A 23,103-nucleotide genomic window follows, 5' to 3' on the forward strand; every position below is an offset into this window, starting at 1 on the left:
CACGGCGGTCGTCTGCTGTTGCTCGAACTGTCCGGGAACTCGCTGTTCTCGCATTTGACGTTCGGCCTGCTCGAGGGCTGGTGGCGCTTTGGCGACGGCGAGCTGCGCGAGCCATACGGCCCGGCGCTGTCGGCGGCGAGCTGGCGCGACGTGCTGCTGGATCAGGGCTACGAGCGCATCGCGTTTCCTTGCGAGCGGCTGCACGGCAGCGATTTGCAAATCGTGACCGGCGACGCCGCAGGCTACGGAATCGGGCCGCGGCGCGACGACGAAGCGTGGCCCGACCCAGGCGCACCGCAAGATGCGCACGGCAGCGATTCCGCCTGGGCGGACGGCGGCGATCCTGCCCCCGCTCCCGCCGGCGGCGGCGCGGCGCCGACGAGCGTGGCAGACGTTCCGCTCGCCGGCGGCGATGCCCGCGACAGCGGCGAGGCACGCAATGCCGGCCGCGCGCATGCGATGGAGGCGCCCGCCGCGCCGCCGTCGCCCGACGCCGTGGACGCCGTGCGCGCGGTCTTGCTGCGCGTCATCTGCGAAGCGTTGCAGCAGCGGCCCGCCGATATCGATCCGGACGAATCGCTTGGCGATTACGGGCTCGATTCGATCGTCGGCGTGAAGCTCGTGCAGCAGATCAACGACGCGCTGGGCGTCGAACTCGTCGCCGGTGCGTTATTCGAATTCAACACGCTAAACAAGCTCGCGCGGCATGTCGCGCAGGTGCGCACGCACAGCGAGCACGAGATACGTCCGGTCGAGCGCGACGGCGCAGTTTGCAAAGCTGCCGAAGTTGCCGAAGCTGCCGAAGTTGCCGAAGTTGCCGAAGTTGCCGAAGTTGCCGAAGTTGCCGAAGTTGCCGAAACCGCCGAAACCGCCGAAACCGGCGCGGCCCCAACGGCAACCGCCGCAGCCGCATACGTCGGGCTCGACGGGACGCCCGGCGAGCACAGGTCGGTATCGTGCGCGCGCGGGCCGAGCGGCGATGCGCGCAGCCCGCGGGAAGACGCGGCGGCGCGCGCCGTCGAACCGGCCGCGCCGCGGACCGAGCGCGTCGCAGCCGAGAGCGTGGCCGCCGCATCGGGCGCGTCGCCCGAGCGCGAAGCGTCGCCCGGATCCCGCGCGCCGCGCCGCCGTGATCTCGCGATCGTCGGCATGAGCGGGCAATTTCCAGGCGCGCCGTCGCTCGACGCGTTCTGGCGCAACATCGAGGCAGGCGTCGATTGCACGGGCGAAGTGCCGGCCGAGCGCTGGGACTGGCGCGCGTGCTTCGGCCAAAGCGACGGCGCGTCGCCGCGCACGCTGTCGAAGTGGGGCGGTTTCATCGACGACGTCTATGCATTCGATCCGTTGTTCTTCGATCTGTCTCCTTACGAAGCCGCCGTGATGGACCCGCAGCAGCGCCTGCTCATCAAGCACGCGTGGCTTGCGCTCGACGACGCGGGCATCGCGCCGAAGGCGTTTGCCGAGCGGCGAACCGGCGTGTTCATGGCGATCGGCGCATCCGAGTATGCATATACCGCGCAGCTGCCGGTGGGCAGTCCGCTCGTCGCGTCGGCGCTGTCGTCGTCGATGGTCGCCAACCGCCTGTCGCATCTGATGAACCTGCGCGGGCCGAGCGAGCATTGCGACACGGGTTGCTCGTCGTCGCTTGTCGCGCTGCATCGCGCGATGAGCGCGATCGATGCGGGCGAGTGCGAGCAGGCGCTGGTGGGCGGCGTGCAGTTGGTGCTGTCGCCGCTTGGCGCGATCAATCTCGGCGCGGTGGGCTTCTTGAGTCCGACCGGCCGCGCGCGCTCGTTTCAGGCGGGCGCGGACGGCTTCGTGCGCGCCGAAGGCGTCGGCGTGATCGTGCTCAAGCCGCTCGACGTCGCACTCGCGGATGGCGACGACGTCTACGCGATCGTCAAGGGTACGGGCGTCGCGCACGGCGGCAAGGGCGTATCGCTGACGGCGCCGAACGCGCAGGGCATGAAAACGGCGATCGCGCAGGCGCTCGAACGCGCGGACGTGCCGGCTGCTTCGCTGACGTATGTCGAAGCGCACGGCATCGCGTCGGAGATCGGCGACAGCATCGAATTCCAGGCGCTCAAGTGGGCGTTCGGTCCGTCGTCCGACGGCCAATGCGCGCTCGGCAGCCTCAAGCCCGTGATCGGCCATGCGGAGATTGCGTCGGGCATCGCCGCGCTGATGAAGACCGCGCTTGCGCTGCGCCGGCGCGTGCGGCCGGGCGTGCCTGGCTTCGAAGGGCCGGGCGCGCATGTGCCGCTCGAGCGCAGTCCGTTCAGCATCCGCGCGGCGTGCCGCGATTGGCCGGCCGGCCCGTCGGCGGTGCGGCGGGCGGGCGTGCATGGGTTCGGCTTCGGCGGCGTCAATGCGTTCGCCGTGCTGGAGGAGAGCGCCGCCGCGCCGGCCGCGCCCGCTCGGGACACGGCGAGCCGGCCGAGGCTGCTGCCGCTGTCCGCGAAGAGCGACGCGTCGCTGCTCGGTAATGCGCGCGCGCTGCTGGCGTATCTCGAGCGTTCGCCCGACACGGATCTGGCGTCGCTCGCCGCGACGCTGTGGCGGCGCACCGCGTTCCCGTGCCGGCTCGCCGTCGTCGCGCCGGATGTCGGCGGCGCGATCGACGCACTGCGGGCATTCGTCGACGGCGAGCCTAACGCTGGTCTGCACGTCGGCGACGCCGCAGGCGCCGACTGGATTCGCGCGACCTTCGTGGGCAGCGCCGCCGTGGAGGCCCTCGTGCGGACCGTGCGCGACACCGGCGACGACGCGATGCTCGCCCGCTTGTGGTGCGGCGGCATCGACATCGGCGCGCAGCCGCCGCTCGACGGCGTGCGCCGGCTGCATCTGCCGGGCTATGCGTTCGACGAGCGGATTTGTCGGCTGCCGCCCGCGGCCGGCTGGCTGGCATTGCCGGGCGGGGCTGACGCAGCGGCCGAACCTGCGTCGCTTGGCGTTGAGCGCGCCGCCGGCGAGCGCAATGACGCCGATAACGCCGGTTCGCCATCCGCCGACGATTCGCATGCCGAATTGCGCTCGATGCTCAGCGCGCTGCTGCAACTCGCGCCGCAGGAGCTGGATTTCGAGCGGCCGATCCGGCAGTACGGCGTCGATTCGCTGCTGGCGGTGATGTTGCGCAACCGCTTGAACGACGCATACGGAACCCGCCTGACGCTCGCGGAACTGACGGATTGCCGTACTTTCGCGGAACTGGCCGAACGTCTTCCCGCAACGCTTCGCCGCACGGCGAAACCGGCGGTTTCGTCAGGCGGGCCGGGTGGCCCGGACGAGTCCGGCGAACGCGATTATCCGTGCAGCATCGGGCAGCGCGGCTTGTGGATCGAGCAGCGTCACTATCCGGCGCGCGTCGGCTACAACGTGCCGTATGCGTTCGAGATCGACGGCGATGTCGAACCAGAGCGCGTGTTCGCCGCGGCCGGACGCGTATTCGAGCAGCATCCGCTGCTGAGCGCCAATTTTCATTTGGACGGCGATGCGCTTCGGTTGCGCATCGGCACGCACGCAAGCCCGCGTTGCACGGCGCACCCGCGATGGAGCGGCTCGCCAGCCGCGCTGACGCAATGGCTGCGCGAACTCGCGCGGCAGCCGTTCGATCTCGAACGCGACGCACTGTTGCGCGTCGACGTCGTGCCGGGTGCGGCCGGCGATCAGACGGTGGTGCTCTTCACGTTCCATCACGCGGTTTTCGACGGCAGCTCGCTGCCGGTTTTCCTCGACGCGTTCGTCCGCTGTTACGAAGCGGGCGCGCACGCGCAGTTGCCGGCCACGCGCGCAAGCTACGCGGCTTTCGCCGCGTGGCAGCGCGACTGGCTCGCGAGCGCCGACGGCGCGCACGCACGCGCGTTCTGGCTGCGGCGGCTGGGCGGCGAGCGCGAGCCGTTGCGATTGCCGGGCGGGCACGACGCGTGCGCAAGCGGGGAAGGCGGCCGGCTCACGCTCGTGGCGGACGTGCCGGCCGCCACGCTCGACGGGCTCGACGCACTGGCGTCGCGCAGCGGCGCGAGCCGCTACTGCGTGATGCTGGCCGCTTTCGCGTCGGTGTTGCGCGAGCGCGGCGACGCGGCGCATGGCCAGAACGTGCGTATTGCAACGCCGTTCTTCGGGCGGCCGCACGAACGTTTCGAGGATCTGATCGGCTATTTCGTGAACCTGCTCGTCATCCCCGTCGACGCGCGTGCGCCGCACGATCCGGTCGAACGGTTGCGATCGCTGCAGCGCGAATTGCTCGACGCGTTCGAGCACGGGCATTACCCATATGCGTGTCTGCACGAGGCACTCGGGCATCCGGAGCAGCCACTGTTCGACGCCGTGTTCATGTATCAAAACTGGATTCGCCCGATGCAGCGCCGGCTCGCGGATACGCCGGTCCGGATGCGGCCGGTGATGGACGTGCGCCAGCAGGTCGATTTTCCTCTCGCATTCGAGGCGCTCGAAACGGCGCGCGGCGTCACGCTGCTGTGCCACTTCGATGCGGCCGTCTATTCGACGGAGTGGATCGAGTCGATTCGCGCAGACTATCTGGCGCTGCTCGCGCGGTGGCCGGCGGATGCGGCGCGGGATGCGGCGCTGCCTGCGGCTGACGGCCCGGCGTCGTCCGATGGCGAACGCGCGGCTGTCGATACGCGCGCGCTCGTCGCGCTGTTCGACGCACAGGTTGCGCGCACGCCGTCGGGCACTGCGTTGATCCACGATGGGCGCCGTCTCGACTATGCGTCGCTCGATGCCTACGCGAATCGACTCGCCCGCGCGATGCGCGCGGCATGGCCGCCGCGCGCGGGCGCGGATCGCGTGGTGGCGCTGCTGCTCGAGCCGGGCTTCGCGTTCGTCGCGGCCGCGCTCGCCGCATGGAAGACGGGCGCGGCCTATCTGGCGCTCGATCCCGCGCTGCCCGCCGAGCGCTTGGCGCAGATGAGCGCCGATAGCGGCGCGGCGCTGCTGGTAACGGATGCGGCCGCGCGCGGCCGTCTCGAAAGCGGGCCGTTTTGGGGCGCGTTGCCGTGCGTGGACGCCGACGCGCTCGACGAGCGCGCCGCACCCGGCATGCCCAACGCGTCGACGGGCGCGGGCGAGCCCGACGCCGGCCAGACGTGCTGCTATGTGATCTATACGTCCGGTTCGAGCGGCAAGCCGAAAGGCGTGCGCGGCAGCGTGCGCGGCACGCTGAATCGGCTCGAATGGGGCTGGCGGGCATTTCCTTATGCGGACGACGACGTCTGCTGTCAAAAGACGTCGCTGAATTTCGTCGATCACGTCGCGGAACTCTTCTCGCCGCTGCTGCGGGGCATTCCGACGCTGATTCTCGGCGACCGGCCATTGCGCGAACGCGGCGCGGCGTGGTTCGCCGCCGAGCTGGCGCGGCACCGCGTGACGCGCATCGTCGCGATTCCATCGCTGCTGCGCGTGTTGCTGCGCGAGCCGCAGGCCGCGCGCTCGCTCGCTAGCCTGCGGCTCTGCTTCAGCAGCGGCGAGCCGTTGCCGCGCGATCTGGCGGACGCGTTTCACGCTTGCTGCGAACATGCGGTGCTCGTCAACCTGTACGGCTCGTCGGAGATGAGCGCCGACGCGAGCTGCAAGCGCGTCGGTCGCGACGAGTCGGGCATCGTGTCGATCGGGCGGCCGATCGATGGCGTGCGCATGCTCGTGGTCGACGCTCGCGGCTGTCTCTGCGCCGACGGCGTCGAAGGCGAGGTGTTGGTCGGCGGGCTCGCGCTCGCCGAAGGCTATGCCGGAGAATCGGCCGCGTCGGACACACGCTTTGTCACGGTCGACCCGGACGGCGCCGGCCCGCAGCGCTATTTCCGCAGCGGCGATCTCGGCTACCGGCGCTCGGACGGCGAATTCGTGCTGATCGGACGGCGCGATCGCCAGGTGAAAGTCAACGGGCAACGGGTCGAGCCTGGAGAAATCGAGGCCGCGCTGCGTGCGCACGCGAGCGTCGTCGACGCGATCGTCGCGCCGGGCGTCGACGGTATCGCGCTCGAAGCGTTCGTCGAGCTGCGCGAGCCGACAGACGGCGCCACGCTGCGCGCGCATCTCGCGCGCACGCTGCCCTTGGCGCTGCTGCCCGGCCGGTTCCACCATGTCGCGGCGCTGCCGCGCCTGGCGAGCGGCAAGCTCGATCGGGCCAGCGTGCGCGCGGCCGACGCGCGGCTTTTGCCGTTCGACGCCGGCGCGACGGGCGGCGCGGTGTCCGGCGACGAAGCGCGTGCGCTCGCGGTCGTGGCGAGCGTGCTTGGCGTGCCGGCCGAAACGCTCGATGTGGATCAGGACTTTCATCAGCTTGGCTTCGATTCGTTCCGTTTCGTCCGTTTGGCCGATGCGTTGAACGGCGCTTTCGGCACGCGCGGCACGCCCGCCGACTTCTACCGGCACGGCACCACGCGCAAATGGCTGGCGAGCGTGGCCGCTGCTGCGTCCGATAGGGCGGCATCGGCGGCAATATCAGCGGCTGCGTCGGGACCGACAGCAACGGCGACATCCACGGCCATCGACGAGCCGACGGCCCAGCCGACGGCCTTCGCCACGCCGGCATCGTCCTTCGAACCCGTCGAGCCGATGCCTGCAGACGCCGCGATTACGTCGATGGCATCGACGTCGGGCCTCGCAGACGCCGCGATTCCGGTCGCGCCGCCCGTCGCCGCTCCGGTTGCGTCCATCGCGCCGATACTCGCGGCCGCCCCGATGCCCGGCGTGCGCGGCGCCACGCCGGTTTTACCCGCCGCGGCCGACGGCGCGATCGCGGTGATCGGCATCGCGGGCGTGATGCCCGGTTGCGACGATCTGGACAGCTTCTGGCGCAGCCTGCGCGATGGCGTCGATCTGATCCGCGAGGCGCCGGCCGAACGCTGGAACTGGCGCGACTACGCGGGCCAGCCCGGCGGCGATGCGCTGCGATGGGGCGGTTTCGTCAACGACGTCGACAAATTTTCGCCCGCGTTCTTCGGCTTGTCGCCGCTCGAGGCCGAATACATGGACCCGCAGCATCGGCTCTTTCTCGAGACGGCCTGGCATGCGCTCGAAGACGCGGGCTATGCGCCGCGTTCGCTGCCGGAGCGCTCGGTGGGCGTGTTCGTCGGCGCAAGCTCGATGGATTACGCGAGCATGCTGATGACGCGCGGCGAAGTCGATCCGCTCGCGAATTTCGGTAACGGTCACAGCATGATCGCGAACCGCGTGTCGTATCTGCTGGACCTGCGCGGCCCGAGCGTCGCGCTCGACACCGCCTGTTCGAGTTCGCTCGTCGCGATTCACGAAGGTATCAATGCGATTCGCCGTGGCGACTGCCGTCTGGCGATCGTCGGCGGTGTCAACGTGTTGCTCGAACCGCGCATCACGCTGTCGATGGGCAGAGCGCGGATGCTGAGCCCGAGCGGCCGCTGCCGCACGTTCGCGGCCGACGCCGACGGCTACGTGCGCGGCGAGGGCGCGGGCGCGATGATCCTGAAGCCGCTCGCGGCCGCGCTGGCCGACGGCGATCCGGTGCACGCGGTGATTCGCGGCAGCGCGGTCAATCACGGCGGCCGCGCGAACTCGATGACGGCGCCGAACCCGGCCGCGCAGGCGGCGCTCGTGTCCGGGCTTTACCGGCGTCTGGGCATACGCGCGGGCGACGTGAGCTATGTCGAGACGCACGGCACGGGCACGCCGATTGGCGATCCGATCGAGATCAACGCGCTCAAGGAAGTCTGGCGCGACGCGTCGGGCGGGCCGGCTGCGCGTTGCGCGCTCGGGGCCGTCAAAACCAACGTGGGCCATCTCGAAGCCGCCGCGGGAATCGCCGGCGCGCTGAAGATCGTGCTGAGCCTCCGGCACCGCACGCTCGCGCCGAATCTGCATGGCGCGACGCCAAACCCTTACATCGATCTGCACGGCACGCCGTTTCACCTGCCGTCGAGCGCGGCGCCGTGGCCGTCCGAGCGCGGCGCGCCGCGTCTTGCCGGACTGAGTTCGTTCGGCATCGGCGGCACGAACGCACACGTGCTCTTCGAAGAATTTCCGGGAAATCATCATGCTGAATGACATTGCCGACCGCGAGCCTCGGCTCGTGCTGTTGTCCGCCGTCGAGGCCGACACGCTGCCAGTGATGGCCGAACAATTGCGCGCGCACCTGACGCATACCCGCTCGCTCGCGCTCGACGACGTCGCGCATACGTTGCAGGTGGGGCGCGAGGCGCTGCCGGTCCGCGTCGCGTTCTGTGCGACATCGCTCGATGCGCTGTGCGCGCAGCTTCGCGCCTTCGCCGCCGCGCCCGACGCCGCGCATCCGGGCATCGTCCGGGGCATCGCGCGCGATGCCGGCGCGCCCGAATGGGACGTCGAGCGCTGCCGCCGCGCAAGCGCAGCCGAACTCGCCGCGGCATGGGCGGGCGGCGCGGTTATTCCGTGGGCGCGGCTCGGCGCGACGGGCGGCGTCAAGCGCGTGAGGCTGCCCGGTTATCCGTTCGAGCGGCGCCGTCATTGGGCGGCGGCGTCGCCGTCCGGCACGCCGGCGGCGCGCGACGCGGCGGGCGACGGGCCGGGCCCGATCGATGCGGCATACGAATGCCGGCTCGACGCCAGCGCTTTCTATCTGCGCGATCATCGCGTCAACGGCCGGCCGATCCTGCCCGGCGTGATGTATCTCGAACTGTTCGGCCGTGCGCTGCGGGCCGCCGGCCAGCCGATACCGCCGCTCGTGCTGCGCGACGTCGTTTGGTTGCAGCCCGCATGGGCTGACGCGAGCGGGATGACCGTGCGTGTGCGTATTCAGCCGGCGGCGGGCGGCAGGCTGCTCGAACTCGTGTCGGACGGCCCCGCCGGAGCGGATGTCGTCCACGGCCGGGGCGAGGCCGCCGAGCCGCGCGACGAGCCGGCGCGCGGGCGCATCGATCTCGACGCGCTGCGCGCGCGCGCCAAGCTCGAACTGAACGGCGCAGACTGCTATCCGCGGCTCGCGAAAGCTGGCTTCGAATACGGGCCGGGTCATCAGTGCATCGAGCGCCTGTGGGCAGGCAACGACGGGGTGCTCGCGGAACTGCGCGATCCACGCATGCCAGCGGGCGAATCGTTCGTCGTGCATCCCGGCCTCTTCGATTCGGCGCTGCAAGCGGCGTTTGGCCTCGATATCCTCGACGTCGAAGATCCGGGTGCCGCCGTGCCGTTCTCGCTCGAGCACTTCGAACTCGCGGCGCCGGTGCCCGACGGCCCGCTGTGGGCATGGGTTCGCTATCGGGCAGGCACGGCGACGGGCGTGGTGCGCCGCATCGATGTCGACTTGCTCGACGCGCGCGGGCAGGCCGTCGCGCTGCTGCACGGCCTGGCGGTCCGGACGTTGCCGCGCAAGGCGGCCGATGATGCCGGCGCGTCGATGCCGGACGATGGCGCGGCATCCGGGACGCCATCGCGGCCGGCGGCCGGCGCTGAACAGTTCGGGCGCGCGCCGACCGTGCAGACTGCATCAACTGCATCAACTACGTCAGCTACGCCGGCCGCATCGAGCGCGCCGGCCCGTCCGACCGCATCGCCTCCATTGCCGGACGCCGGGCTGCGCGAGCGCGCGCTCGCCTTCTTTCGAGACCGCTTCGCCCGGATTCTGCGTCTTCATGACGGCACGCTCGACGAGCATGCGCAACTCGAGCAATACGGGATCGATTCGTTGATGATCATCCGTCTCACCGACGATCTGGAGCAAACGTTCGGCCGCTTGTCCAAGACGCTCTTTTTCGAGCATCAGACGCTCGGCGAGCTGGTCGATTACTTCGTGAGCGCGCATGCGCAGCGGCTGGGCGACGCGATCGCGGCCGAGCGGCAGAGCATGGCCGGTCCGTCGAACGAGGCCGACGAGGCTGACGCGCGCGTGCCGCCGGTACAGCCCGAGCCGCGCGATGCAAGCGCCATGCTCGACGCGTCGGCGTCCGCGCCGCTCGACGCCCAGAGAGCCGGCCAGCCGGCGCTGCCGGCTGCGAGCGCCGCCGCGCCCGCGCTTTCCGACGCGGCCGGCGCCTCCGACGACGACATCGCGATCATCGGCCTGGCCGGCCGCTATCCGGGCGCGCGCGACATGGACGAGTTCTGGGCACGCTTGTCCGGCGGCTGCGACATGATTCGCGAGATCCCGCCCGAGCGCTGGGACCACGCGCGCTTTTACGATCCCGAGCGCAACAAGATCGGCAAGACATATTGCCGGCACGGCGGATTCATCGACGACGTCGACAAGTTCGATCCGCTTTTCTTCGGCATCTCGCCGCGCGAAGCGGTCGGCATGGAGCCGCAGGAACGGCTGTTCGTCGAGTGCGCGTATGAGGCGATGCAGGACGCGGGCTACACTCGAGCGAGCCTGCCGGGCGCGCCGGGAGGCGGCAAGGGGCGGCACGTCGGCGTGTTCGTCGGCGTGATGTACGAGGAATATCCGCTGTTCGGCGCCGAGTCCGCCGCGCGCGGACAGCCGTTCGCGGTGCCGGGCCATCCGGCGTCGATCGCGAATCGCGTGTCGTATCTGTTCAATCTGCAAGGCCCGAGCCTCGCGCTCGACACGATGTGCTCGTCGTCGCTCACCGCGTTGCATCTCGCGTGCCGCAGCATTCGCGACGGCGAATGCGCGATGGCGATTGCGGGCGGCGTCAACGTGTCGATTCATCCGAACAAGTACCTGATGCTTGGGCAAGGCGGCTTCGCGTCGGCGAAGGGGCGCTGCGAAAGCTTCGGCGAAGGCGGCGAGGGTTATGTGCCCGGCGAGGGCGTCGGCGCGGTGCTGCTCAAGCGCAAGCGCGACGCGATCGCCGATGGCGATCAGATTTACGGGATCGTTCGCGCGTCGGCGCTCAATCACGGCGGCAAGACCAACGGCTACACGGTGCCGAATCCGGCCGCGCAAGCAGCCGTGATCGCGCTCGCGCTCGCGAAGGCGGGCATCGCGCCGCGCGCGGTCAGCTACATCGAGGCGCATGGCACCGGCACGGCGCTCGGCGATCCGATCGAAATAGCGGGGCTCGCGCGCGCGTTCGGCGGCGACGCGCAGGATCGGCAGTTCTGCGCGATCGGCTCGGTGAAGTCGAACATCGGCCATTGCGAGAGCGCGGCGGGCATCGCGGGAATCAGCAAGGTGCTGTTGCAAATGCGGCATCGGCAGCTCGCGCCTTCGCTGCACGCCGAGACGCTCAACCCGAACATCGACTTCGAGCACAGCCCGTTTCGCGTGCAGCGCGAGCTGGCGCCGTGGCCGCGGCCGGTCGTGCCGGTGCACGGCGTCGACACGGAGTTGCCGCGCATCGCGGGGATTTCGTCGTTCGGCGCGGGCGGCGCGAACGCGCATGTGCTGATCGAGGAATATGTCGAGCCTCGGGCGGAGCCTGCCGAGCCGGCACGCACGCAGCAGCCCGTGGCCATCGTCGTGTCCGCGAAGACGCAGGCGGCGTTGCGGCAGTCGGCCGAACGGCTGTTGCTCGCGGTGCGGCGCAACGGCTGGCGCGACGCGGAACTGCCGCGCATCGCCTATACGCTGCAAACCGGCCGTGAGGCGATGAGCGAGCGGCTCGGGCTGATCACGTCGTCGCTGGACGATCTGGGCGCGCGTCTTGCCGCCTACGTCGCGGGCGACGCGGCCGCCGCGAACGTGCGCACGGGCAAGGCCCGCGCGGCACGCGCAGACCAGCCGCCAATTTCGCCGCGCGACGGTCTGGATGCCGCGTTGAGCGCGTGGGTCGACGGCGCGCAAATCGATTGGCTGGCGGGGTACGACGAGCCCCGGCCGCGCAAGATCGGGTTGCCCGCGTATCCGTTCGCGCGCGAACGCTATTGGGTCACCGATCTGCTCGAGCCGTCGGGCGGAGCCGCGCCCGATGCGTATGCGCCCGACGCTGTTCGTCCGGGCCGGCTGCATCCGCTGCTGCACACGAACACGTCGCGCGTCGGCTTGCAGCGTTTCAGCAGCCGCTTCGATGGCCGCGAATTCGTCCTCGACGATCATCGCATCGACGGCGAACGGCTGCTGCCCGCCGCGGCCTTCATCGAGATGTTCGCGGCGGCCGCCGCATCGAGCGGCATGCGGCCGGGCGGCACGCGCGCGCTTCAGCTCGCCAATCTCGCGTGGCTGCAGCCGGCGTGGCAGCGCGATGCCGCGCTCTCGCTCGATATCGAGGTGCGCGGCGAACCCGGCGCCGGCGCGTGGGCGCTGCGTTGCGCCGACGGCGACGACGCGCAGCGACAGTATGCTCAGGCGAGCGCATCGCTCGTCGACGCGCATGCGCGCCGGCACGATCTCGCCGCATTATCGGCCGCTTGCGGCCGGGAGGTGTCGGGCGACGCGCTGTACCAACGTTACCGCGGCGCCGGCTACGGCTATGGCGCGGCGTTCCGGAGCATCGTGGCGTTGCGCGCGGCCGACGATCACGCGCTCGCGCGGCTCGAAGTGGACGCGGCGCAGACGGCGGCACTGTTGACGCCGTTCGGCATGCCGCCGACGCTGCTGGACGGCGCATTGCAGGCAACCGCCGCGTTCGCCGGCGCCGGCGACGACACGCGGCCGCTGCTGCCGTTCTCGATCGAGCGCGTCGAATGGCGCGGCCCGTGCGAGCGCGTGATGTGGGCGCTCGCGCGCCGGCGCGACGACGGCGCGCGCGTCGCGAAATTCGACATCGATCTGTGCGACGAGGACGGACTCGTGCGGGTCGCGATCGTCGGCTACGGCGCGCTGCGGCTCGACGCACCGGCGAGCGGCGCGCCGGCCGCGAAGACTGCCGCCGCGCCTGCCGCGCAGCGCGGCGGCGATTCGACCGCAAGCGCGCAGGCGTATTACTTTCTGCCGCGCTGGAGCGAGGCGCCCGCTGCCGCGGCCGTCGAGCGGACGCCCGATGCGCGGTTGCTCATCGCCGCCGCGAGCCACGCCGATCTCGACCGGTTCGCGACGAGCTGCGCGCACGCCGCGCGAATCCTGCTCGAATCCCATCTGGATAGCGGCGAAATCGAAGCGCGGCTCGCCCGGCGCGAGTTCGATCATCTCGTGTGGATCGCGCCGTCGAGCGGCGACGCATCGCCGTTCGACCGGGCGGCCGTCGAGCGCGCGCAACAGGCAGGCGTGCTGCCGGCGTTCCGGCTCGTGAAGGCACTGCAGCGTTTGAAGGCTGCGCCCCAGGCGTTCGAGCTGACGGTCGTGCAAACGCAGGCGCACGGTTTTCCCGGCGATCGCTTCGACTTCGCGCAAAGCGGCATGCACGGCATCGTCGGCACGATCGCGAAGGAGATGCCGCGCTGGCGCGTGCGCCATGTCGACATCGAACGCGTGGAAGATGCGCAAGCCGGCGGCGGCGCGCGTCTCGAAGCGCTGCTGGCCCAGCCTTGCGATGCGCTCGGCACGCTGCGGATGCAGCGCGGCGGACGCTGGTACGCGAAACAATGGCTGCGCGCTGAATTCGACGCCCGCTCGGAGCGGATGCCATTGCGCAGAAACGGCGTCTACGTCGTGATCGGCGGCGCGGGCGGGATCGGCGCGGCGTGGAGCGCGCACGCGATCCGGGAGTGCGACGCGCAGGTGGTCTGGGTCGGCCGCAAGGCGCTCGACGCCGAGATCGGCGCGCGCATCGACGCCTGCGCGCACGGCGCGCGCGCGCCGTCCTACTATCAGGCCGACGCCTGCGACCCCGCCGCCCTCGACGCCTGCCTGTCGGCAGTGCGCGCGCGTTTCGGCGCGATTCACGGCGTCATCCATTCGGCCGTCGTGCTCGAGGACAGCACGCTCGCGAACATGGACGAGGCGTCGTTCCGGCGGGTCTACTTCGGCAAGGTCGACAGCAGTGTCAATCTCGGCATCGCGCTGCGCGACGCGCCGCCGGATTTTCTGCTGTTTTTCTCGTCGACCGTCGTATTCACGCCGCCGCCGGGGCAGGCGAACTACAGCGCCGGCTGTCTGTTCCAGAATGCGCTCGCCGCGCGGCTCGCGAGCGATCTGGGCTGCGCGGTCAAGGTCGTGGACTGGGGATATTGGGGCAGCGTCGGTGTCGGCGCGACACCGCGTTATCGGGCGATCATGGCGCGCAACGGCATTGCGTCGATCGAGCCCGGCGACGGGATGGCGGCGCTCGCGCAACTTTTCGGCCAGGATGTCGACGAACTGGCGCTGCTGAAGGTGACCGACCAGGTTGCCTATCCGCGCGCGCTGCTGCCGCCGGACGAGATGCTGCAAGTGCTGCCGCACGACGCCGCGTTTGCCGACGCGCCGCCCGAACTCGACGGCGATCTTGCCGATTGCGCGATGGTGCTGCTCGCGCAGGCCGCCGCTCGGATGGGCGCCGCGCCGACGCTGCTCGACGTCGATGGGCGCGCCGCGCTCGATACCGGCTTGCCGCAACGGCTGCTCGCGCATCCGCAGCGATGCGGCGCGTATGTGATCGGCGCGGTGGATGACGCGCGCGACGCGCCGGCGGCATCGGCCGCCGCGCGCTTGCCTGACTTGCCGGTGCTGCGCATCGGCGCGGCGCCCAATGTGACGCGTGACGCGCATGCGCCGTTCGATCTCGTGCTGGCGCGCGTCGATGGCGAAACCGGCAGCGACGCGCTGCTGCGCCGCCTGAAACGCTTGATGAAACGCGGTGGCTGGCTGCTCGTCCGCGACGACGGAACCGGGTATGCGGTACGCGACGCGTTGCGCCGCGAAGGGTTCGCGCCGCGCCGGGCGGCGAACGGCATTTGGCTCGCGACGCATGACGGCGTGGTCCGGATAGCCGCGCGCGCGCCGGATGCGCCGTCCCCGCACGCGGTTTCGCACGGCGCATCCGCCGTCGCGCGTCCGCCCGAGGCCGCCGCGCCGGCGGGCGGGCAGGCAAATGCGCCGGGCAGCGGGCAAACGCGCGCCACCCGCAGCACCGCTGACGTGCGCACTGCCGATGGCGCATACGAACGCCTCGTCGATGCGAGCCTCGCATACTTCAAAGGCTTGATCGCCGCCGAACTCGACATCCCGTTCGACCGTCTCGACGTCGACGAGCCGCTCGACGGCTATGGCATCGATTCGATCTATTCGGTGCGGCTCGTCACCAAGCTGAATGAGTCGTTCAGCGACGTCAGCAATACGTTGTTCTTCGAGGTGCAGACGATACGCGGGCTGGTTGAGCATTTCGTCGCGTCGCACCGTCGGGAGCTGGAGGCGCTGGTGGGCGTCGCGCCGGTTGCCGACACGGCTGGCGGCGGGTCTGCCGCGCGCGTTTCGCAGCCGACGCCCACGCCCACGCTACCGTCGTCCACGTCTCGGCCCATGCGCCCGCCCGCCGTGACACCCCCGTCACCGCCCAGTGCCGATGACGCATCGCGCACGGCATCACGCGCGTGCGACATCGCGGTAATCGGCATGAGCGGGCGCTACGCACAAGCCGACGATCTCGACGAATTCTGGCGCAACCTGCGCGAAGGCCGGAACTGCATCAGCGAGATCCCCAGCGATCGCTGGGACTGGCGCGCGCACTTCGATGCCGAACGCGGCAAGTGGGGCAAGCACTACACGAAATGGGGCGGCTTCGTGCGCGACATCGACGCGTTCGATCCGCTGTTCTTCCAAATTTCCCCGACCGAAGCCGAACGGATGGACCCGCAGGCGCGCCTGTTCGTCGAGCAAGCCTACGCCAGCATCGAGGACGCGGGCTATACGCCGGCCACGCTCGCGCCCGGCAACCGGGTTGGCGTATTCGTCGGCGCGATGAACGCCGATTACGTGAACGGCGCGAGCTATTGGTCGATCGCGAACCGGGTGTCCTACCTGTTCGACCTGAAAGGGCCGAGCCTGGCGGTCGACACCGCGTGCTCGTCGTCTTTGAGCGCGATTCATCTGGCGATCGAGAGCATCGTCGCTGGCTCGTGCGATTGCGCGATCGCGGGCGGCGTGAGCCTGATCATGAGCCCGGCTCACTATATGGGCCTGTCGACGATGGGCATGCTTGCCGGCGACGACAAATGCCGCGCGTTCGGCGCGGACGCCGAAGGCTTCGTCGTCGGAGAGGGCGTCGGCGCGCTCGTGCTGAAGCCGCTGCAAGCGGCCGTCGACGCGGGCGACCACATCTACGGCGTCATCAAGGCGAGCGCGCTGAACGCGGGCGGCCGCACCAGCGGCTTCACGGTGCCCAATCCCGCCGCGCAAGCGGACGTGATCGGCGACGCGATACGCCGCTCGGGCGTGCCGGCTTCACAGTTCGGCTACGTCGAGGCGCACGGCACCGGCACGCCGCTCGGCGATCCGATCGAGATCAAGGGGCTGGCCGACGCCTTTGCCCGCGCGGGCGGCGGTGCATCGTGCGCGCTTGGTTCCGTGAAAGGCAATATCGGCCATTGCGAGAGCGCGGCCGGGATCGCCGGCGTGACGAAGGTGCTGCTGCAAATGCAGCATGCGACGCTGCTGCCGTCGCTGCATGCGGAGCGCCCGAATCCGCGCATCGACTTCACGCGCACGCCGTTCCGGTTACAGCGCGGCGTCGAGCCGTGGCCGCGTCCGATGCTGAGCGCCGGCGGCGCGGCCGACGAACTGGCGCGCACGGCCGGCGTCTCGTCGTTCGGCGCGGGCGGTGCGAATGCGCACCTGGTGATCCAGGAATATCGCGGCGAATATCGCGACGAGCCGGCCGACGTTGCCGACGATCACCCCGGCACGGTGGCCATCGTGCTGTCCGCCCGCACGCGCGAGCAGTTGACCGGACGCGCCGAGCGGCTGCTCGAGCGCCTGCGCGACGCGGCGCGGCCGATCCCGCTGCGGGATCTCGCGTACACGTTGCAGATCGGGCGGGAAGCGATGGAGCACCGGCTTGCGTTGACGGCGGCGTCGCACGAAGCCGTCTGCGGCGCGCTCGACGCGTTCCTGTCGGGCCGGCATGCGAGCCGCGTCGACATTCACGTCGGCTGCGTCGACGATCACCGCGCGTCGATCGGACTGCTGCAAGGCGACGACGATTTGCGCGAAGCCATCGAACGTTGGTTCGAAAAAGAGAAATGGACGAAGCTGCTCGCGTTGTGGGTCAAGGGGCTGCACGTCGATTGGGCGCGTCTTTACCGCGGCGCGCGGGCCAGGCGCGTGAGCTTGCCGACCTATCCGTTTGCAAAGGAGCGGTTCTGGCTGGATCTCGGCGTGGAATCGCTGCACGCGCTCACGATGCGCGCGGGCCCGCCGAGCCCGCACCGCGCTGCGCCGCTGCATCCGCTGCTGCACGAGAACCGGTCGACGCTCGACGGCCTGCGCTTTACGAGCCGCATCGACGCGGGCGAACCGGTGCTAGCCGATCACCGGATTCACGGCCGGGCGCTTTTGCCCGCCGCCGCGCAAATCGAGCTGATTCGCGCGGCGGCCGATGCCGCGGCCGGTGCGGCGGCGCAGGACGTGCTGCCGATGCGTCTGCGCGATCTCGCGTGGGTCGAGCCTGTCGATGCCGACGCTGCGATCGAGCTCGACGTCCGGTTACAGCGTGGCGACGGCGATCGGCTGTCGTTTGCGCTGACGTCCGGGCTGAAAAGCGGCGCATCGGCTTCGTCCGCCGCGATCCACTGCCAGGGCGCGATCGAAACGCGCGACGTGCTGCCCGAGTCGCGCACGGTCGATCTGGACGCGTTGCGGCGCCGATATCAGCCGTTGCCGGTGACGCCCGAGTCGTTCTATCAGCGCCTCGCGGCGGCCGGAATGGTTTACGGCCCGTCGCTGCGCACGCTCACGTGGGCGGGCGACGCGCCGGGCAGCCTGCTCGTGCGCTTGTCGGCCCAACCGGCAGCCGGTGCGGGCACGGCGGACGCGCGCTGGACCATCGACCCCGGTTTGCTCGACGGCGCGCTGCAGGCGCTCGTGCTGTTCGACGCGCGCAGCGCCGCTGGCGCGAGCGATTCCGGCACGCCCGCCGCGCTGCCGTTCGCGGCCGAGCGCATCGAGCTGTACCGGCGCTGTCGCGGCGCGCTATGGGCGCAACTGAGCCGGCGAGCGCCGCGCGGCGCGCTCGGTGCGGCGTTCGACATCGATCTGTACGACGACGCGGGCGCGGTTTGCCTGTCGATCCGCGGCTTGTCCACGCGTTCTCCCGGCGCGGGCATGCCGGCGGCCGCGGCCGCGCAGCCTGACGAAATCGTGATGCTGGCGCCATGCTGGGTGCCGGCCGATCTTTGAATTGCAGAGGAATCAAGCATGCAGCCGAAAACGCATCATCTGTACTTCTGCCATCTGGCTGGGCAGCCGTTCGACGCGCTGAGCGCGCAATTTCCCGGCGCGTCGTGCCATGACTTCAGCGGCGGCAGCCACGACGCGCCGGACATGCTCGAGCGCCTCGCACTCGCATTGCACGACGGCGTGCGCCGCGCGCTGTCGGAAGATGGCGCGCCGCCCGTCGTGCAGGTCGTGCTCGACGAGCGGCAGCACGCGTTGCGCGCGGGCGCGGCCGCGCAGTTGCTGTCGATCCGGGCCGAGTATCCGGCATTTCGCGGGCAGGCCATCACGGTCAATCCGCTCGAGACGCTTGCGTCGCTCGCCTCGAAACTCGCTGCGAACGCGACGGCGCGCGATTCGCACGTCACGTTGCTGTATCGCGGCGACGCCCGTTATGCACTCGGCTGGCAAGAGCAGCCGGCGACGGATGCACCCCCGCCTTGGCGCGCCGGGCACGCGTATCTGATCGCGGGCGGCCTTGGCGGGCTCGGGCGGGTGCTCGTCGATGCGATCGGCGCGGCGGGGCTGGGCAACCGGGTCGTCGTCGCCGGGCGTTCGAGCCTCGACGAGGATGGCCGCGAGCTGATCGAGCGCTGGGCGCGCGAGGGCCTGCCGGTCAGCTACGTGCGCGCCGACGTCGCCGAGCGCGCGCAGGTCGAGCGGCTGATCGGCTGGACGCTCGCCGCGTGCGGCCGGCTGGACGGCGTCATGCATTGCGCGGGCGTGATTCGCGACAATCTGCTGATGCGCAAGCCGGCCGACGAGTTTCGCACCGTGCTCGCGCCGAAGGCGCGCGGCGCGGTGAACCTCGACGACGCAACCCGCCGCGTGCCGCTGTCGTTTTTCGCGCTGTTTTCGTCGGTGTCGAGCGTGCTCGGCAACGCCGGCCAAACCGACTACGCGGCCGGCAACGGCTTCATGGACGGCTACGCGCGGCTGCGGGCGCAAGCCGTGCGCGACGGCCTCGCGCACGGCCGCACAGTGTCGGTCAACTGGCCGTACTGGCGTGACGGCGGCATGCGGATGGACGATGCGCGGATCGAGCGTATGTGGCGCGACGGCGGGATGCGTCCGCTGTCGACGCCGGACGGCTTGCAGGCGTTCTACCGCGCGCTCGCGCTCGACGCCGAGCAACTGATGGTCGTCGCGGGCGACGCAGCCCGGCTGCGCGCGGCCGCGCGCGCGCCTGCCGCCGCGGAGCGCGCGGTTAATGCGGATCAGGCGGCCGACGCGCGCGCCGTGCCCGCCGCCGCGTCTGCGCCGCCAGCGGTCCGCCCGCCGTCGTTGCCGCTTGCGGCGCGGCCCGGCGATGCGCCGCAGGCGGCAATCCGCACGCATCTGACCCGGCTCGTCGCCGCTCAGCTCGGCCTGGCCGAGCACCGGGTCCGTGCCGACACACCGCTCGGCCGCTACGGCATCGATTCGGTGATGATGATGAAGGTGATCGCCGAACTGGAGACGGATTTCGGTTCGTTGCCGAAAACCATTTTCTTCGAATATCAGACGCTCGACGAACTGGCGGATTATTTCATCGAACAGCACGGCGATCGCGTCGCCGCACGCTGGCCCGCCGCAGATTCGGACGCGCGCAGCGGCAGCCAGCGGGGCAGCGACAGCGGCACGCGTCGCGCTTCGGGGGATCGCGAGCCGGCGCACGCAGGCGCCGCGCCGGTGCCGATTCCGATTCCGATTCCGGCGCCGGTGCCAGCGTCAATGCCGGTGCCGACCGTGCAGGCAACGCCAGCAGTCACGCCGCCGAAGCTTGCCTTCGATGCGCGGTCGCACGAGCCGTCTCAAGTGCCGTCTGCTCCATCACGACGCGCGGCCGGCGACGACGATCTGATCGCGATCGTCGCCGTCGCGGGCCGCTATCCGGGCGCGGACTCGGTCGACGCGTTCTGGACGCAGCTCGCCCGAGGCTACGACGGCATCACCGAGGTTCCGGCCGATCGGTGGAACGCGGACGACTACTACGCGGCCACCCCCGAAACGGGCAAGAGCCGTTGCAAGTGGGGCGGCTTTTTGAGCGACGTCGCGTCGTTCGACCCGGGCTACTTCGGCATGACGCCTCGCGAGGCGGGCGTCATCGATCCGAACGAACGGCTGTTCCTCCAAATCGTCCAGCACCTGTTCGACAGCGGCGGCCTGACGCGCCGCCGTGTCGCCGAGCGCTACGATTGGCGCATCGGCGTGTTCGTCGGCGCGATGTACCAGCAATATGCGGCGTTCGACAGCAACCCCGTCAGCGAATCGCTGACGTCGATCGCGTCGTATGGATCGATCGCGAATCGCGTGTCGCACGTGTTCGATCTGCGCGGGCCAAGCGTCGCGCTCGACACGATGTGCTCGTCGGCGCTCGTCGCGCTTCACTATGCGCGCGAAAGCTTGTTGCGCGGCGAGTGCCGGGGTGCGATCGTCGGCGGCGTGAATCTGTCGCTGCATCCGAAGAAATACGTCGGGCTCGGCGTGTCGGGCATGCTCGCCAGCGCGCCCGAGCGGCGCAGCTTCGGCGGCGGCGACGGCTATTTGCCCGCCGAGGGCGTCGGCGCAGTGCTGCTGCGGCCGTTGCGCGACGCGCTGCGCGACGGCGACGACGTGCTCGCCGTGCTGCGCTCGACCCACGTGGTTCACAGCGGCGGGATGAGCCCTTACGCGACGCCGAATTTGAAATCCCAAGTCGCGCTCATCGAGGAGAATCTCGACAAGGCCGGTGTCTGCGCGACGAGCATCGGCTACGTCGAAGCGGCCGCGACCGGCTCGGCGCTTGGCGACGCGATCGAGATGCGCGCGCTGGGCAAGGTCTTTGCGCAGCCGGGCGTGCCGCGCGCGATCGGCACCGTGAAATCGAACATCGGGCATGCCGAGGCGGCGTCGGGCATGTCGCAATTGACGAAGGTGCTGCTGCAACTCCGGCATCGGAAATGGCTGCCGACGCCGCCCATCGGCACGCCGAATCCCGAGATCGACTGGCGCGGGGCGCCGTTCTCGCTCGTCCACACGTTGTGTGACTGGCCCGAACCGGTAGCCGATGCCGACGCCGGCGCAGATGCCGACGCCGGCCGCGCGCCGCCGTTGCCGCGGCGCGCGGCGATCGATTCGTTCGGCGCGGGCGGCACGTATGCGCATGTGATCGTCGAGGCGTGCGCCGTCGCGACAAAGCCAGCCGATGCCGACGCCGACGCCGATGGCGCAGCGCAGCTTGTCGTGCTGTCCGCGCAGAGCGCGCGCGCGTTGGCCGCGCTGGCTCGCCTGCATCGCGACTGGCTGCGCGAGCCGCGCGATTTGACGTTTGCGCGCTATGCGCGCGCGCTGCGACAGGAGCGCGATGCGCTGACGCATCGCGTCGCGTTCGTCGTGCCCGACAAGCGTGCGTTGCTTGCCGAGCTGGACGCGTACTGCGCGGGCGCGCCCGCCTGCGTGCCCGGGGCGCGCTTCGAGGGCCACGGCGACACCGCGCCCGGGCAATGGCCGGCAGCCGCGCCGCAGCCGGCCGACCGGCTCGACCGGTTGACGGCACTCGCCGCGCACTGGGCGGGCGGCGGCGACGTCGACTGGCGCGATCTCGATGGAACCGTGTCGGAGCCGCCCGTCGGCCTGCCGCTCTATCCGTTCGATCGCGTGCGATGCTGGGTCGAGCCGCCCGAGACACCCGCCATCACGACGACGGCGGCGGTGCGCCCGTGGATTTCCGACGCTGCCGCGCCCGGCTCGGCATGCACGGTCGACGCACTGCGCACGCTGCTGGCCGAGATCACCGGGCTGCCGACGCATGACTGGGACGCCGACCGCGCATTGAGCGACTACGGGCTGCGCTCGATATCGTTCACGCTGCTGCATCAGGCGCTGGCCGAACGGTTCGGCGAAATCGCGTTCGACGATCTGCGCCGCTGCACGTCGATGCGCGAGATCGCCCGCGCATACGCGAGCCGGCCCGCGTCGGCCGCGCGGCGCGCACGCGAGGGCGGAGGCCGGCGCTATCCGGAACTTGTCGCGCTCAACTCAGGGATGGCCGGCCGGCCGGTCTTCTGGATTCATGCGGGCATCGGCGGCGTCGAGGTGTACCAGACGCTCGCGCAACACGTCGAACGGCCGTTCTTCGGCATCCAGGCGCGCGGCTACATGAGCGAACGCGCGCCGCTGCACGGCCTTCAGGCGATGGCGGCGTACTACTGTCACCTGATCGTCGCGCAGCAGCCCGACGGACCGTATTCGCTCGGCGGTTACTCGCTCGGCGGCGCGCTTGCATACGAAGTCGCGCGCCAGCTTCAGGAACTCGGCGAAGCCGTCGATTCGCTCGTGATGATCGACAGCCTCGACGGCGATGCGATGAAAGAGTCGTCCGTATCGACGAAGACGCTGTATTTGCAAGCGGCGAACATGGCGATCGGCGCGATCCGGCGCGACGACGTCGAGCAGGCGCTCCACGCGATGATTCATCAGGACGACATCGCTGCCGACATCGACGACGACGCCTTTCTCGATACGGTCGTCGACGCGGCCGTCGCGCGCGGCGTCGACGCATCCGCTGCGCAGCTTGCGCAGCGTATCCGGCACAACGCCGCCGTGCAGGCGGCGTACGATCCCGCCGGCTTCGACGTGCTGCCGCTGCCGCGGCCGGACGCGCTCGCGGCGTACTACCTGCGCAATCGCGGCGGTGATTATTTCGGGCCGCTAAAGCCCTATCTGTTCGTGCGCGGCGAATCGAGCCGGCTCGGCGAGGCCGACTATCTGCGCGGCTGGCGGCGCGCGCTGCCCACGCTCAGCGTGATCGACGTCGATGCGCGTTGCCACATGCTGATGCTGTCGGCGCAGCCGTCGCTCGATCAGGTGATCGACGCGTGTCGGCGCATCTATTCGAGCGCCGCAGGGACCGGTGCGCAGCGTGCGCTCGAGCCGGGCGCCGCGCCCGCCGAAGGCGTGCATGAAACCGCGCACGCATGAGCGCGTCGCGA

General features: G+C 70.4%; 3 protein-coding genes (1 of these 3 running past the window's edge). All 3 read left to right on the forward strand.

Annotated elements, in window-relative coordinates; translation table 11 throughout:
* Tightly spaced (at most 18 nt apart), the 3 genes in view from AQ611_RS25780 to AQ611_RS20055 form a layout consistent with a single transcriptional unit that may run on beyond the window.
* A protein-coding gene (locus AQ611_RS25780; protein WP_069235803.1) for a non-ribosomal peptide synthetase crosses the window boundary here: on the forward strand, positions 1-8,037 show its 3' portion. The gene continues 7,587 nt to the left of window position 1, outside the view; 8,037 of the gene's 15,624 nt are visible here — the last part of the coding sequence; the start codon falls outside the window, past its left edge; it ends in the stop codon at positions 8,035-8,037.
* Positions 8,027-18,115, forward strand: coding sequence for an SDR family NAD(P)-dependent oxidoreductase (locus tag AQ611_RS26570; protein ID WP_102720063.1), 10,089 nt, complete (start codon positions 8,027-8,029; stop codon positions 18,113-18,115). The genes AQ611_RS25780 and AQ611_RS26570 overlap by 11 nt, the downstream gene beginning before the upstream one ends.
* 18 nt (positions 18,116-18,133) lie before the next feature.
* Entirely contained in the window at positions 18,134-23,092 is a 4,959-nt protein-coding gene (locus tag AQ611_RS20055) for an SDR family NAD(P)-dependent oxidoreductase (protein ID WP_069235805.1), read from the forward strand.
* Positions 23,093-23,103 lie beyond the last annotated feature (11 nt).

This window comes from Burkholderia singularis (assembly GCF_001718875.1).
In the GTDB taxonomy this organism is placed as follows: domain Bacteria; phylum Pseudomonadota; class Gammaproteobacteria; order Burkholderiales; family Burkholderiaceae; genus Burkholderia; species Burkholderia singularis.